The organism is Niallia sp. Man26, from assembly GCF_022049065.2.
Classification (GTDB): domain Bacteria; phylum Bacillota; class Bacilli; order Bacillales; family Cytobacillaceae; genus Niallia.
In genome coordinates this window covers 139,261-154,897 of the sequence record NZ_CP095744.1, presented here as the reverse complement: position 1 = coordinate 154,897, position 15,637 = coordinate 139,261, and the positions used below count along the sequence as shown (strand labels likewise).

Genomic DNA, 15,637 nt, shown 5'->3' with positions numbered 1-15,637 from the left:
CATAACGATTACGATTTACAAATCCGTTATAAACATTTATTTTAATGAAGGAAAAAGGATTTTGCAAGTTATTTTATTATTTTTTTGTTTTCTAAGGATTTTTCATAAAAAAAATCAGATGGACACTGCCACCTGATTTTTCCTTTATTCGTTTTTCTCTTCCTCCAATAAACGAAGCTCATCAAGAGGCAGAGGCTTGCTGTAAAAGTAGCCTTGCGCTTTTTCGCATTTAAAACCTTTTAAAATTTCAACTTGTTCTTCTGTTTCTACCCCTTCTGCAATGACCTTCAGCCCAAGATTATGGGCCATGACAATAATGGTTGAAGCAATATTATAATCATCTTTATTCACTACGATGTTTTGGATAAAGGATTTATCAATTTTTAAGTAGTCGATTGGAAACTTTTGCAAATATTGCAGAGAACTGTAACCAGTCCCAAAATCGTCTATGGAAATTTCCACGCCAAGCTCCTTCAATTGATAAAGAATTTGACTAGCTTTTTCAACATCCATAGTCATACTCTCGGTGATTTCCAGTGTTATATAAGAAGGTTCAATTCCTTCCTCTTCTAATATACTTGCCATCGTTGTAACAAGATTGCTGTCAAAAAACTGACGTAAAGATAGATTGACAGAAAAGTTTATTGGAATAAATCCTCTTCTGATTCTTTCTTTAATTTCTTGGCAAACTTTTCGTATTACCCATTCCCCAATCGGGATAATCAGACCAGTATCTTCGGCAATACGGATGAATTTATCTGGGGAAATGAGTCCAAATTTAGGATGCTGCCATCTTATTAAGGCTTCAGCACTTGTCACAGCATTTGTCTTCAAATCAATAATCGGTTGAAAATGTAAGATGAAGTGTTTAGTAATGTCTGCCTTTCTTAATTCTGTTTCTAATACCAACAGTTCTGATGATTGAAAATCGAATTTCTCATTATAAAACTGATAATTATTTCTTCCTTTTTTCTTTGCTTCATACATGGCAATGTCTGCGTTACGGATAAGTGTCACATCATCATCACCATCTTTTGGGTGCATCGATATACCAATACTTGGAGTAATAAATATTTCATGCCCACCGATTAGGAAAGGCGAAGAAAGGATATCAATAACCTTATTTGCTTTACTTCTTACTTCTTCTTCAGTAACATTTTCAAGCAGGAGAATAAATTCATCGCCCCCCTGTCTGGAAACTACCCCATTCGTTCCAATACAATGCTTTAATCGATCTGCAAACTCTTGTAAAAGTTCATCCCCAATATGGTGACCAAGTGTATCATTAATAACTTTAAAGCGATCTAAATCCATAAACAGCAATGCTAAATGCCGAATGCTGCAAGTAGGTTGAAAGTTAGTGATTGCCACTTTTAAATTATCAGCAAAAACCCGCCTGTTAGGCAGTCCAGTCAGATCATCGTGGTATGCAAGGCGATGGATTTTTTCTTCAGCTAAACCTCTTTGAATAACGAGACTCGTTAGATAGGTAGCCTCCTCTATCAGCTTTGTTACATTCGCACTTGGAGCCGTCGGTATACGGTGATAAATAGCAAAACAACCAATTACATCGTTATTGCTGTCAAAAACTGGAGTAGACCAGCATGCTTGCAGTCCATGCTTTAATGCGATATCCCGATAGTCTGCCCATAAACAATCATTTGAAATATCTTCAACAACTACCTGCATTTTTTTATAGGCAGCAGTTCCGCATGATCCTGTATTTGGTGCAATCGGAATACCGTTAATAAAGTCAATAAACTCATCTGGCAGATTAGGAGAGGAAGCTGTATAGAGCTTTTTCGCTTCCTGATCGGCAATCATCACAGTACAAAGGCAATCTTTTGCAAAATTTTCAACAATCGAGACAATTTCATCAAGGATCAGCGTATATTTTGTTCCGCTAACAATCATTTTTAAAATTTTATTTTGTTCTTTTACAAGTGATGCAATATAATTTTTACTAGTGACATCCTTCGCCACACCAACAATCCCTATTGTCCTCTCATCTTTATAGATTGGAAGGGCCACTATAGATAATTCAATTCTCTCTCCCTGTTTGTTTTTGATCGTTAACTCAGCATTCTCAGCATGACCATGAAGCAATTTTTCGATACGGTTAAGGGTATTTTCTAACTGAGACTCATCAATTAATTCGGCGTATGATAATGATGAAAACTCAGCACTGGTATATCCAGTCAAGCTTTCTGCCGCTTTATTAATATGCAAAAAGTCACCATTAATGCTTATCGCAAAACATGGATCACTATTATTATTAAACAAAGACTTATACATATCGAATATCGAATCATTTCGTAAAGGATTATCCATCTAGTTCTCTTCCTTCTTTACTAACAATCATAAATAGTAAGTTATACTCCATATTATATCGGTATATTTATAAATTTTTTAACATGAATAAACAATTGTTGTATAAATCTTTCATTCTGAACAAAAGAACAATCTTTTTCGGCGACTCCCTGGCAAGGATACTAGCGTTATTGACAATGTTATAAGAAGAATGTGCAGAGATGCCAAATAATTGTCCGCCTCTCCCTAATTTCAAAGTGATTTCTTTGTTATTTTTCCTTACCGCCACTGCATTTGATTTGTCTTTAACAAACGAAAGAAGCTGCCCGTCAGGCAGCCTCTTAATTTCATATTCTAACACTCTATAAAGCTTTCAAATGCCAGCAAAAGCTTTGAAAATCGCCTTGTATCATTTCAATAGGAATACTTAATCCGGCAAAAGCAAGTTCATCTCCACCGTAAACTGTGTCTGTGCCGTTTACTTGATACTCTTTATTTACATCAATCCCTCTCAGCTTCAAAACAGAATCTGAAGCGGCTGGTTCTGCGAGCACTTTAAAGTAATAGACGATTACTTCCGTTTTTTCCTTATTAGTAAAAAGCCATGCTGTTTCATTTCCTTCAAAGGGGCTTTTCAAGCGGTAAAACTCACCAAACTGAATGAGGCTTCGGATTTCTTTATAATAGGAAACCTGATTTTTAACGGCGATTTTATCTTCTTCTGACACCCTTGTTAAATCCAATTCATAGCCTAAGTTGCCTGACATTGCCACATCGCCGCGCATACTTATAGATGTAGTCCGCTGCACCTGATGATTAGGGACCGCTGAAACATGTGCTCCAATTGAAGAAACAGGATATACTAAGCTTGTTCCGTATTGAATCTTTAGTCTGGATACTGCATCCGTATTATCACTCGTCCAAGTCTGCGGCATATAATGGAGCATCCCTGGATCGAATCTTCCGCCGCCACCTGAGCAGCTTTCGAAAAGTACATGTGGAAAAGAAGCTGTTATTTCTTCAAGTATTTTATATAAGCCGAGCATATACCGATGGGCTGTTTCTCTTTGCCTGTCAGGTGGAAGAAGTGCAGAACCAATCTCTGTCATGTTACGGTTCATATCCCATTTCACATAGGAAATAGGCATATTTCCTAAAATATCACTAACTCGCTTCGTAATTTCTTTACATACATCTTCTCTCGATAAATCCAAGACCAATTGGTTTCTGCTTTCGGAGCTTTGCCGTCCCGGAACATGGAGGCACCAATCTGGATGCTCACGGTATAAATCACTGTCAACAGATACCATCTCTGGTTCAAACCATAGACCGAATTTCATCCCTTTCGCTTCAACATCTGATGCCAGCTTATTTAAGCCATTTGGAAGTTTACGATTATTGACAAACCAGTCTCCAAGTGATGTTTTGTCATTATCTCTTTTGCCAAACCAGCCATCATCGAGAACAAATAATTCGATTCCAAGCTCTTTTCCTGCTTCTGCAATTTCCAAAATACGCTCAGCAGTAAAGTCAAAATAAGTTGCTTCCCAGTTATTCACAAGAATTGGACGTTCTTTATCTCGATATTCTCCTCTAATTAAATGGGTTTGATACAGGTCATGAAACGTTCTTGACATGCTCCCAAGTCCCTCTGACGAATACACCATAACCGCCTCTGGTGCCTGAAAAGCTTCACCAGGTTCTAGCTTCCAGCTGAAATCAAAAGGATTAATCCCCATTGTTACTCGTGTACAGCTAAATTGATCCACTTCTGCTTGTGCCAGAAAATTACCGCTATATACAAAGTTAAAGCCATAAACCTCTCCTTTATCCTCTGTTGCTTCTTTTCTAAGCAGCGCTATAAACGGATTATGCTGATGACTGCTGGAGCCTCTGCTGCTTTCAATGGATTGGATACCATGGCGGAGCGGCTGTCTTTCAATATGTCTCTCCCTAACATGAGCACCATGTAAGTGCAGAAAATCGAAATCGGCTTCTCGGAAGTCTACACATAGACTCTGCACATTTAACAGCTTTAAGGACTGCTCGCCGTCATTAATGATTTTTACAGATCTTGTAATCACATTAAAGTGTTCAAATACACTGTAGCTCAATACCACCTGTAATCCAATAAGCTCATCGACCATCGTAATTTCGAGTGTTTCTGCTTCCTCTTCCTTCTCAACAAAGGTAGCCGGCAATCCTTCTAAAGGCTTCTTTCCTTTATAGATTAAATGTGATTGATACCGCAAGTCAGTTATAGTTGAACCGTTTTCGAGCTGAATTTGATAGCTGGGCTTTCGAAAATCTGAATTGCCGTACTGTGGGTACTCTAGCGGCAATGTATCTAGTGAAAAGGTTCGATCCTCTTTATGCTGATATGGGTTCCCAGAAAAACCGCGATCCATGAGCTGCAGAAAATTAGAATGGCGGTATTCCTTTACCTTTCTTCCCCAATAAAGATGCAGCAAATAGCCGTCTCTGGCAATTTCCATGACATAACTTGTGTTACGTGCTTGCAGATGAAAAATTTTCCTGTTCGAATCAAACAAAATACCCATCAACTCTCACTCCCCTATATTAGTTCAAACCTTTTACACTTTCGCGCAAAATCAATTCAACAGGTAATGTCACTTGCAATGGTATTATTCTCCCGTTCAATTGATCATGCAGAAGCTTAACAGCTGTTTTCCCCATTTCCTCCCCATGAATCTTTACTGTAGAGAGTCTTGGATTCATAAATGCTGCTGCTTCAATATCATCAAAACTGATAACAGAAATTTCGTCGGGAACCTTTATGCCTTGTTCATGCAAGCAGCTGAGCACACCTAATGCCATCGGATCACTGGCAACAACAATGGCTGTTGGTCTCGGAGTTAAGTTAAGCAGCTTTTGTGTAAGAGCGTACCCGCCTGTTGGCCCCCAATCTCCTTCCAATATCCTGCTTGCTTTATTTAATTCCTTCTCTTTTAGAAAATTTTCAAAGGCTTTTCTGCGCACATCTATCTTGTCCGTTGTTTCAAGATTACTGACTTTAAATACCCTGCCCTCGCCTCCTATATAGGCAATATCAGTATGTCCGAGTGTTAGAAGATGGTCTAAAACCATGTTTGTAGCACGAACGAAATCGGAAATAACAACATCCACATTTGCATTTTTAGGAATCTGATCAACAGCAACTATATGCTTCGCTTCAGGATAGATTGTCTTCAGGTCAGCAATATCGACATCGCCTATAACAATTAAGCCATCTAAGGAGTCGAGACCGCTTCCTGTAATCTGGTTTTTGCCTATAATCATAGTGGAAGCAAGATTCATTGAATACTCATGGCATATACCTTCTATACCAAGGCGAATTGACTGAAAATAAGGATCGATTGTTTCATCATTCAGAATGATAATGCCTATTTGATAGGTACTAACTGCTTTTATTTCCTTCGTTTGCTTCTTTCTGGATGGCTTGTAATCAAGCTCATCAACCACTTGTAACACCCGTTTTCTTGTTGCTGCTGTTACAGAGAGGGTCTCGTCTTTATTAAGTATTCTGGAAACTGTCGCCGTGGATACATTGGCTTTTTCTGCAATATCTTTGATTGTTGCCATGCTTTCACCCCCTTTTTAGTAAATTTAACTAAAGTCTTTAGCGAAAATATAACACAGAATACGCTTACATACAATAATATTCTGAAAAATTTAGCATTCTAGCTATTTTCCAAGTAAATAATTGATAAAACCAGCCAGTATTTTATTATTTATTAGTAAATTTATAGTTATGTTTACTAAAAATAATTGTAAATCCACTATAAAACATCATAAAAAAAGCATTCCTTCACAAAAGGAATGCCTCTCTTTTATATTTCACTAAAAGTAATATGGAACATAGTTCCCCTTTTTTTGTCGCTGGTTACACGCCACTTTCCGCCTAATTCCTTAATGATTTGCAAAGTGACCATCAAGCCTAAGCCTGTCCCTTTTTCTTTTGTCGAGTAAAAGGGTAATCCAAGCTTATCCAGCTGGTCTGCAGACATCCCTTCTCCGTCATCACAGATAAAGATATGGACTTCCTTTTCGTTTTGCCGAATGGATACTTGAACGTTTTTAGCCGCTGCTTCTATAGCGTTTTTGATGAGATTCACAAACATTTGTTGAATCTGCGCTGAATTGCCCATAATGACTGCTCGCCCTTGAATCTCAAAAGCAACATCCACATTAAACAGCATCGCATAAGAAGAAAGAGAGCTTATTGATTTTTTTGCTTCTAGCTCCAAATCAAGGACACTATGTTTCTTTCTGCTTTGGCTTTTTCCTAACGATAAATAATCAGAAATAATTTCATTGGCTCTGTTCAATTCTTCTAAACTTATGTTTAAATATTCCTTTTGCGGAGCTGATAAATTGTCTGCTTTCGTAAGAAGCTGCAAAAAACCTTTAATACTTGTCATCGGGTTTCTTATCTCATGAGCAACACTTGCAGCAAGCTCCCCGACAACTTGCATTTTTTCATTTCTTTGGATTTCTTTTCTTAACAGCATTTTTTCCCGGTGTGACTCAATCAAATAGATAGAGAACCAGGCAAGAAGGCCGTTTACAAGAACAAAAAGACTATAGTTCAATAATGTGGTCATTGTCGTTAGGTCTTTCCCAAATAACAATGCAATGATTGGCAGCATGGCAGATGAAAAAGAAACGAATAAAACGGATAAATAAATCTTCTTTTTCACTATTAATGTATGAAACTTATTTTTAGTCCAAAAAATAAATACCACCGAAATAAGCATTCCAATAAAGGAAGGAAACATACCGATTCCTCCATATAACAATCGAACAATAAAGAAACAGACGGTTACTAGAATTCCGGCATAATTACCGCCATATATAAATGCTAAGTACCACGGCACCATGCGCGAATCAAGGCGGATGCCATCAAGAATAATGGAAAAACTGACAGAAAGCCCCATCGTAATGGCACATAAGATACCCCACAGCACGTTCTCTCCAGCTTTATCACCGCGGTCATTTGATATTACTAAATAAAGAATAATAGGTATTTGAACAATCAGCATTTGTAGCAGCAGCTGGTCATATTGAAATTGCATTGTTTTCTCCTAAATTGTAAGCTTAACATTTCTCATGTTTTTACATCATCATTATATACATATACTAACAAAATAGATAGTGAGATTATGAATGCAATACACAAAGGGAATCTCCTGTTATAGGAAACTCCCTTCAAAATTCAGCCACCAGTATAGACACTTTCACAAGTCCCTGCTTTAGGTTCATAATAACAATGATTTTTATATTGACCAGATTGAGGCTGACCGTACCATGTCGGTGGGCATGGAGCATATGGATTGAAATACCAAAGAGCAAACTTACCTGGGTGATCTCTCCAATAATCTAAGTTCATTTTAGCCAATTTTTTTTCGGCTGTTCTCGCTCTTTGATAAAAAACATTTCCCTTTTGAACCGCTTCAAAGGAATAGTTATTACCTTGCACTTGATAAATGACTTGAGGTATCGTTCTTAATCCTTCAAAATCAGAACAGTTCGCTTTCAGACGATTGACAATAACATTGCCAACATACAGCATACCTTGCTGGCCTTCACCTTCTGCTTCTGCTCTCATCATTCTTGCCATTAAATCAACATCTGAACTTTTGTAATTTACACGCGGCATTTTCTCACCCCCAAAATATAGTATGAAAAAAACCGCCTAATGATGTCATTGTTTAAACCATAGCGATTTGTTTTCGCTAATTGATGTTATTAGGTGCATCCATTATCAAATCAAAAAAGAACTGCCCAGATTGTCCAATCCAAAGGCAGTTCTTTTTTAACTGAAAGGCAGACTCAGCTGCAGGCTGATTTTATTGGAACTTCCTTCTCATTGTCTTCCCATATATCGTCATATTTGTATCCTGTTAATGCTTCCACGACTTCTCGTGTTTCTGGATCAACCTCTTTCTTTGAACCGTTATTTTTTAATCTTTCGATTTCATCAACAAGAATCTTATGCGTCTTCTTGTTCAATTTAAAAGTGAACACAACCACTAATGCTGCGATTAAAAGCAAGGCTGAACCAAAAACTAATGTGTAAACAATCGTGTGCACTGCTTGAGGAGATTGTGTTGATTGGCCTGCAGTAAAACCGCCAAATTGCAATACAATTCCGACAAAAAATGTAGCAAGGGCAACCGTGCTTTTACGAGTAAATGTCATCACAGCAGCAAATACCCCTTCACGACGCTGTCTTGTGACAATTTCATCTATATCAGGTATGAACGGAAAGACATTCCAAGGCGTAAAGTCTAATATCGCTCTACCAACTTGGTACAATGCTGAAATAATAAACACATACATAATCATGGATTCAGGTTTCATTAAATACACAGCATAAAACGCAGCTAAACAAACAATCATCGTAAGATATGACACTTTATATAAGCTGTTTGGACCGAACTTAATCATCAGATATCCAGCTAAAATAGTAATAGGAACTCCAATAATACTCAGTGACAGCATGTCCCCTGCCAGAGAAGAGGAAATACTTAATGCAAAAACACAGAAATACACAAACACTGCATTAAAAACATCCTTCGCCGTATAGGAGAATAAATAAATCATTAAATGCTTGCGGAAGCTTTTAATTTTTAAAGTAGAGAAATAAACCTTAATAGTTTCAACAAATGTTGCTAATAATTCCTTGGCACCTTTTCTATTAGAAGTTTCTCTGCTAGCAATCCATTCTTTTTCCTCTTCTGGAGTTAGCGTTTTTTCCCATGTTACTTTATAAGAAATAAAAATACAGATTGCAAAAATGATAGCGAAAAATACTGCATTAATGAAATACGCATACCCATTATCTTCTCCGAAAAAGGAAATTAGTCGTCCGGGAATAAAAGTGGCCAGAAATACACCTAACCCTGATAAAAACATTCTTGCAGTAGATAATTTTGTACGGTCATTAAAGTCTTTTGTCATCTCTGATGGCAGTGTTTCCCACGGAATCAGTACTAAAGCCATTACAATTTCAAACAATAAATAACTTAATAAATAATACCAGTAATTCATCCCCGTTATCCAAAGCAAAATATATGTAAACATTAAAGGAGAGCCAATTAGAAGAAAGAAACGCCGTCTTCCGAGCTTTCTGCCTATTTTATATTTATAAAGGTTATCGGTAATGCTTCCAATTGCTAAAGAAACAATTGCATCAACAATGCGGGCAATAGCAATAATTGAGGCCCCTTCAACAGGAGTTAATCCGACAAATGTTGTATAGTAGTATAACAGCCACGCAGATATAATGGTAAAAGCCCCGCCTCCCATTATATCAGTTAATCCGTAGCCGATACTTCGTGGAATCGTAATTTTCTTTGTTGTGTTTTTCATATAGGCTCCTTCCCCTTGCTAGAAAAAATGTATGTGTAGTTGATTGACCGGTCTTGTATGCGTATACTTTTTTATTTGTAGTTACTTATTCCCAGGTAACTTGCTAACTAAACAAAAGTTTAATAAAGCTGCATTATTAGGTTGTAACTCTGCTTGAAGACAATTCTTATAGGAATAGAATTATAAAGAAGAAACATACTAACTAAAAATATGTAAGGGTGAGTTATGTGCTTTATAAAAATATTTCTAAAGGCTTAATGGTAAGTACCATCTTATCTTCCTGTTTCAGTATCGCTATTATTATTTTTTCGGTGTATCATCATTTTACTGTTTTGTCTCACTTGCAACGAAATAATAAAATGCAGTAAAAACCGGCTTTTTATGGTATGTAAATTGTCTATAAAAGCTACGGAAAAGGTGCGCTTATAAAAAGCAAACCTTTTCCTGCAAGAGAAGGATCGTGCGAGGGTTAATGTGAGAGGAGTATAAGAAGAACACATTAAAGAGGAGAGTCCCAAAATCAGTTTGGAGAAATGTTGTAATCTATTTAAACAGCAGGTTAATTAATTTAAGCTCCTACTGAAACAAACTTAGCTTCTTTAACTGGAATACGGTATAGAATACCGGAAGCCAAAATTAACGCAATTGCTTCTTTAGCGTCTTTAATGATTCCTTGGAAGATTCCTGTAATAGCAGGGGTTGCATGGTTGTCTGTATAAACAGTTACAGTAGTTCCGACTGCAACTCCAGCAAAACGTCCTAGCTTTACAATTGGAAGGTAAACAGCGTGAAGTTTCATTGCTTCTTCTTCAGGCAGTTCTTTCATCAATGCCATTGTATCATCTCCTTTTACATGATTTACAGGAGGTGCACACAACTCATCCTCAAGTTGCTGGACAACTGCATGATCTTTTTCAAACTGACAGTTATCCTTTGGCTTGTCCATCATTTCACACTTGTCCGCTTTTGGAGGATGAGGACGAGTATGCTTTTTGTTTTTATGATTCTTATGCTTTTCAAACAACATTACTTCCAAAGTAAATTTCATGGTACTCTCTCCTTTCACTAATGAATTCTTTTATACAATACAGTATATTATTGCTTGTCCTTAACAGAGATAACATTTCCCCATGACAACATCCATTTTTTTGAAAATAGTAAAAATACATAAAAAAAACAGCCACTTTTCGAGTACTCGAAATGGAAGCTGCTCATTCATAATATCCCCTTCAGACTAATGCCAATAATAAAGAAAATACCAGCCAGAATATAGATCCATCCCATTGCTTTATTTTTTAAGTTGATATTATCAATCCCAAACGCTATCATTGCTGTACTAAAAATTAGAAATGCAATATTATAGTGAAAAAACACCATAATCAAAGATATGGCTGAAAGAATTAGTCCCATTTTCCCCATCAAATTTGCCTCTTTCTTAAATATAAATTAATTACTCTTAAACAAGAAAAACCTCCACGTAGGACAGGTGGAAGTTCCTCTAACTTTTCTATAACTCACTATATTCATACGAGAGTTATCCTTGTAATTATAACATGGAATTAATTGTATTTTTTTAAAGAATCCTAATATTAATTTACCTTATAGCAAAATAACCTATTACAGTGCCTACTCTTTTTTAAATTGGAACGATACCGTTCTTTCTTCACTAGTGCGCATAACCTTTATTTTATAATTATTCCTAATAAAAATATCCTCCAATGTCCTTCTAATATCCCTTCTTAATCGTTCCTTTTCTGGTAAGTAATCTTGTGTGCCTTTTACATTTTGGTAAATCATTTTTTTCATTTATATAAGCCCCATTTTTTAATAAATAAAAAAACCGCATCAGATCTAAGTTTTCAACTTAATCAATGCGGTTTAATAGTAAATAGCCTTCCTTTTCTGATTAAAAAATCAAAATAGCAAGGCTAATTTTTATGATGATGTTTTGGAGACAGACAGGAATAATTGCTATAATCTTGCATTGTTCTCACCTCTTATTCCAATTAAGGTAACATAATATAAGATGGATAACAACAGATTTAACTAAATTTTTCCTTAAAGCTGTTTTCTCTCTGCTCCATTCAGCGTGTAACTAACAGCGATTTCTGCATTTAGTGAGTTAGATACAGAGCAGTATTTATCCTTTGACAGTTTAATCGCACGCACAACTTTATCTTCAGGCAAATCTCCTTGAAGTGAATAATGGATATGTATACCTGTAAAGCGCTGAGGAAATTCTTCTGCCCGCAAGCCTTCTACTTCCATTTCGAATGAAACAATATTCAAGCGCATTTTTGTCAAAATAGAAACAATATCAATGCCTGTACAGCCTGCGGTAGCCTGCAGCAGTAATTCAGTCGGTCTTGCGCCTGTATTATTGCCGCCGGATTTTTCTGCTGCATCCATGATAATCTCATGCCCAGAAGGCGTTTTACCTGTAAACGCCATCTGTCCATTCCATGTAGTTGTTACTTTCATGCATTCACATCCCTTACTATTATTTTGACTTTCTTATAAGTATTCCCTAAAGGTTATGTTCATACCGTGATGATGTGATTTTCTTATAACAAGTAAGCAATCATTATTGCTTACTTGTTATAAAGCTTTGATAGTTTTTATTTCCGCCAGACAGATTATATAGATCCGTAAATCCTATATTGCGAAGAATATTTTGCGCTGCATTTCCAGTGACTCCACTGTTACAATATGTTACAGTAGGCAAGCTTGGATCTAAGTCCTTGCACTTTTCTCGTAAACTGCCAAGCGGAATATTAATTGCCTTGTCTACCCTCGATACATTGAATTGCTTTTCTGCTCTTGTATCGATGATTTGTATAGTCTCTCCTGCTGAAACTCTTTCTGTTAACTGAAGAGGTGTCATCAATTTATTCTTCTTTTCGATCGCATTTTGCAACGCCATTCCTGTGTACATAACAGGGTCCTTCGTTGTACTAAATGGAGGAGCATATGCAAGGTCTAGATGAAACAAGTCCTCTGCTTTTGCTTTAAAAGTCATCGCCGTAACAAAAACATCAAGTCTTTTATCTACGCCTTCTTCTCCAATAATCTGCACACCTAGAACTCTGCCAGTTTCTCTGTCTGCAATGGCTTTAATAACTAATTCCTTGCCGCCAAGATACTCTGCTCTTGCTGGTTTAATATTATGAAGCACTTCAATTGTATAGCCTTCTTCGAGCGCTTCTCGTTCATTCATTCCAGTCTGACCAACAGCGAGGTCAAACACTCTTAATATGCCAGTGCCTAATATGCCACGATGTTCTAAGTTTCCTCCTGTGATAACATCTCCGGCTATTCTCCCCATCTTGTTGGCAGTGCTCCCTAATGGACGATATAATGGTTTCCCTGTAAGAACAGAATAACTTTCTGCCACATCGCCAACGGCATATACATCCGGTAAGTTTGTCTGCATTTTTGGATTAACCGCGATTGCCCCTGAAGACCCAAGCTTCACACCTATGCTTTCAGCCAATAGAGTGTTTGGACGCACACCTGTTGCGAGTAAGACTAAGTCTGTTTGTATTTTTGTACCAGACCTTGTTATTACTTCCTGCTTGTTTATTGCTGTTACTTCCTCATTTAATAAAAGGCTAACTTCTTTATTTTTAAGATAGTCTTCGACCCTTGCAGCCATATCCTTATCCAAGTGGCTCATGATGTGATTGCCTCGTTGTACAATTGTTACATCTAAGCCTTTCAGTTTAAGCTGTTCTGCCATTTCTAATCCAATGTACCCTCCGCCAATAATTGTAGCTTTTTTCGGCTGGTTTGCTTGCATATATTGATGTATAGCAGCCGTATTTTGGATTGTCCTCACTTGAAAGACATGCTCCTCGTTTACACCTTGAATAGGCGGTATTATTGGTGAAGCACCGGTTGCGAATACTAATATATCGTAGTCATCTGTTTTTACTTCACTTGAATCAAGATTCTTAATCTCCACTTGTTTTTGTTCAGCATTGACTGAGATAACTTCATGACGAGTAAAGATATCCACGTTGTATCTCTTTTTAAACCAAGCAGCATTTCTTGGCGTTAATGTTTCTATCTCCTCTATCTCTCCTCCAAGAAAATAAGGAATTCCGCACGCTGAATAAGAGATATCATAGTCTGCATTATAAAGGGTGATGACAGCATCTTCATCATTTCTTCTTGCCTTTGCCGCAACAGAAGTACCTGCTGCTACAGAGCCTATTATGATTATTTTCATGATATACCCTCCTGTTTTAAACTTTCTTTATGAAATGATAGTTAGCCATAAGTATAGGCCGATAAGTGTAACCAGCAAGGTTGGCACAGTTAAAATAATACCTGTTTTAAAATATGCTCCCCAAGAAATCTTCACATTTTTTTGGGATAGTACATGCAGCCATAATAAAGTAGCTAATGAACCGATTGGTGTTATTTTTGGTCCTAAATCAGAGCCAATAACATTTGCATATATAAGTCCTTCTTTAATTACTCCCGCTGCATTTGTATCCGCAATTGCCAACGCATCAATAAGCACAGTAGGCATATTATTCATAATAGATGAGAGAATGGCTGCAATAAAGCCCATACTGATTGTTGCGACAAATAAACCTTGGTCTACAGCTGCCTGAATAACACTTGAAAGCAAGTCTGTCAAACCCACATTTCTCAGCCCGTAAATGACTACATACATACCGATTGAGAAGAATACAATCGCCCACGGCGCTCCTTTGACCACTTGTTTAATCGAAACAGCCGGGCTTCGTCTCGCGAATAATAGGAAGATTGCTGCGATTGCAATTGCAATGAACGAAACCGGGATAGAAAGATATTCACTTCCAAAATAGCCTATCAGCAATACTGCCAGTATACCCCAAGACAGACGAAACATTTCTTTGTCTTTCAAAGCCTCTTTCGGAGCTTTAAGCTGGCTCCTATCATATGTTTTTGGAATGCATTTGCGAAAATATAAATATAGAACGATAATGCTTGCAAGTAAGGAGAAGATATTTGGAATAATCATCCTTGAGGCATACTCTGCAAACCCAATGTGAAAGAAGTCAGCCGAAACAATGTTCACTAAATTGCTTACGACTAACGGCAAGGAAGTAGTATCTGCAATAAATCCACTTGCCATAATAAAGGGAAAAACCATGTTCTCTTCCAGCTTTAACGCCCTCACCATCGCTAACACGATCGGCGTTAAAATAAGGGCGGCTCCATCATTGGCAAACAATGCGGCAACAATTGCACCAAGTATGGAAACATAAATAAACATCTTCAGGCCGTTTCCTCCCGCAAACCGGGCCATATGTAAGGCTGCCCATTCAAAAAAACCAATTTCATCTAGAATGAGCGAAATAATAATAATGGCAATAAATGCAAGAGTTGCATTCCACACAATCCCAGTCACATCGACAACATCATGGAAGTCGACTACGCCTGCAAGCAAGGCTAAGACAGCCCCTCCACATGCAGACCAGCCAATTGACAGATTTTTAGGCTGCCATATAACAAATGTAAGTGTTACTAAAAAGATAATAATAGCTAAAAATATTTGCAGCAAAATGTTAACCTCCACTATATACAAGTAATTCTAAGTCCACTTTCTTCCAGCCAGTCCAATTTAGCCTGCTGACTTGGAACATGCTCTAATAAGTCGCTTATTAACGGATAGCAGTTACTAGCCCTATTTATAGAATAAACGACCCATTGTCCCTTTCTTTGCTCTTTTACTAGCCCACTATCCTTAAGCTTTCTTAAATGCTGACTAATTGCTGATTGGGACATATTAAAAATATCAACAAATTCACAAACACAGCAATCCTGACTTGACAGCATGCTTATCATGGACAATCTTGTTTTATCCCCTAACAGTTTTAAGACAAGTGCTGTTTCTTCTATAGCTGCCTTATTAAAAGAAGTACCCTTATTTGTCATT

Annotated in this window: 13 protein-coding genes; all 13 read right to left on the bottom strand. The window is 37.2% G+C overall.

What is annotated here, in order from left to right:
* Positions 1-144: 144 nt before the first annotated feature.
* The 13 genes from L8T27_RS20225 to L8T27_RS20165 all read right to left on the bottom strand — a co-directional run bounded on the left by L8T27_RS20225 (position 145) and on the right by L8T27_RS20165 (position 15,636).
* A complete protein-coding gene (locus L8T27_RS20225) occupies positions 145-2,331 on the bottom strand; it encodes a bifunctional diguanylate cyclase/phosphodiesterase (RefSeq protein WP_237942607.1) in 2,187 nt (728 codons plus the stop codon).
* A gap of 341 nt (positions 2,332-2,672) precedes the next feature.
* Positions 2,673-4,871, bottom strand: a complete 2,199-nt coding sequence (locus tag L8T27_RS20220; RefSeq protein ID WP_237942605.1) for an alpha-galactosidase — start codon at positions 4,869-4,871, stop codon at positions 2,673-2,675.
* 19 nt (positions 4,872-4,890) lie between these two features.
* Positions 4,891-5,913 (bottom strand): LacI family DNA-binding transcriptional regulator, encoded by a 1,023-nt coding sequence (locus L8T27_RS20215; protein ID WP_237942604.1) that lies wholly within the window; start codon positions 5,911-5,913, stop codon positions 4,891-4,893.
* A 248-nt stretch (positions 5,914-6,161) separates the two neighbouring features.
* Positions 6,162-7,406, bottom strand: a complete 1,245-nt coding sequence (locus tag L8T27_RS20210; RefSeq protein WP_237942602.1) for a sensor histidine kinase — start codon at positions 7,404-7,406, stop codon at positions 6,162-6,164.
* Positions 7,407-7,546: 140 nt separating this feature from the next.
* The gene (locus L8T27_RS20205; RefSeq protein ID WP_233315375.1) at positions 7,547-7,990 is read right to left on the bottom strand and encodes a cell wall hydrolase; all 444 of its coding nucleotides are present in this window, start codon (positions 7,988-7,990) and stop codon (positions 7,547-7,549) included.
* A 173-nt stretch (positions 7,991-8,163) separates the two neighbouring features.
* Positions 8,164-9,705 carry an MFS transporter gene (locus L8T27_RS20200; protein WP_237942600.1) on the bottom strand — a complete coding sequence of 514 codons (1,542 nt, stop codon included), beginning with the start codon at positions 9,703-9,705 and terminating at the stop codon, positions 8,164-8,166.
* A 568-nt stretch (positions 9,706-10,273) separates the two neighbouring features.
* Positions 10,274-10,753 (bottom strand): hypothetical protein, encoded by a 480-nt coding sequence (locus L8T27_RS20195; protein ID WP_233315377.1) that lies wholly within the window; start codon positions 10,751-10,753, stop codon positions 10,274-10,276.
* A gap of 167 nt (positions 10,754-10,920) precedes the next feature.
* The gene (locus L8T27_RS20190) at positions 10,921-11,124 is read right to left on the bottom strand and encodes a DUF3953 domain-containing protein (protein ID WP_233315378.1); all 204 of its coding nucleotides are present in this window, start codon (positions 11,122-11,124) and stop codon (positions 10,921-10,923) included.
* A gap of 207 nt (positions 11,125-11,331) precedes the next feature.
* Positions 11,332-11,511 (bottom strand): hypothetical protein, encoded by a 180-nt coding sequence (locus tag L8T27_RS20185; RefSeq protein WP_237944215.1) that lies wholly within the window; start codon positions 11,509-11,511, stop codon positions 11,332-11,334.
* A gap of 252 nt (positions 11,512-11,763) precedes the next feature.
* Positions 11,764-12,186 (bottom strand): OsmC family protein, encoded by a 423-nt coding sequence (locus L8T27_RS20180; protein ID WP_237942598.1) that lies wholly within the window; start codon positions 12,184-12,186, stop codon positions 11,764-11,766.
* A gap of 103 nt (positions 12,187-12,289) precedes the next feature.
* Complete coding sequence (locus tag L8T27_RS20175) at positions 12,290-13,936, bottom strand: FAD-dependent oxidoreductase (RefSeq protein WP_237942596.1); 1,647 nt, start codon at positions 13,934-13,936, stop codon at positions 12,290-12,292.
* A gap of 27 nt (positions 13,937-13,963) precedes the next feature.
* Positions 13,964-15,262 carry an arsenic transporter gene (locus L8T27_RS20170; RefSeq protein WP_237942594.1) on the bottom strand — a complete coding sequence of 433 codons (1,299 nt, stop codon included), beginning with the start codon at positions 15,260-15,262 and terminating at the stop codon, positions 13,964-13,966.
* 14 nt (positions 15,263-15,276) lie between these two features.
* Positions 15,277-15,636, bottom strand: a complete 360-nt coding sequence (locus L8T27_RS20165; RefSeq protein WP_237942592.1) for an ArsR/SmtB family transcription factor — start codon at positions 15,634-15,636, stop codon at positions 15,277-15,279.
* Between the last annotated feature and the right edge of the window lies 1 nt (position 15,637).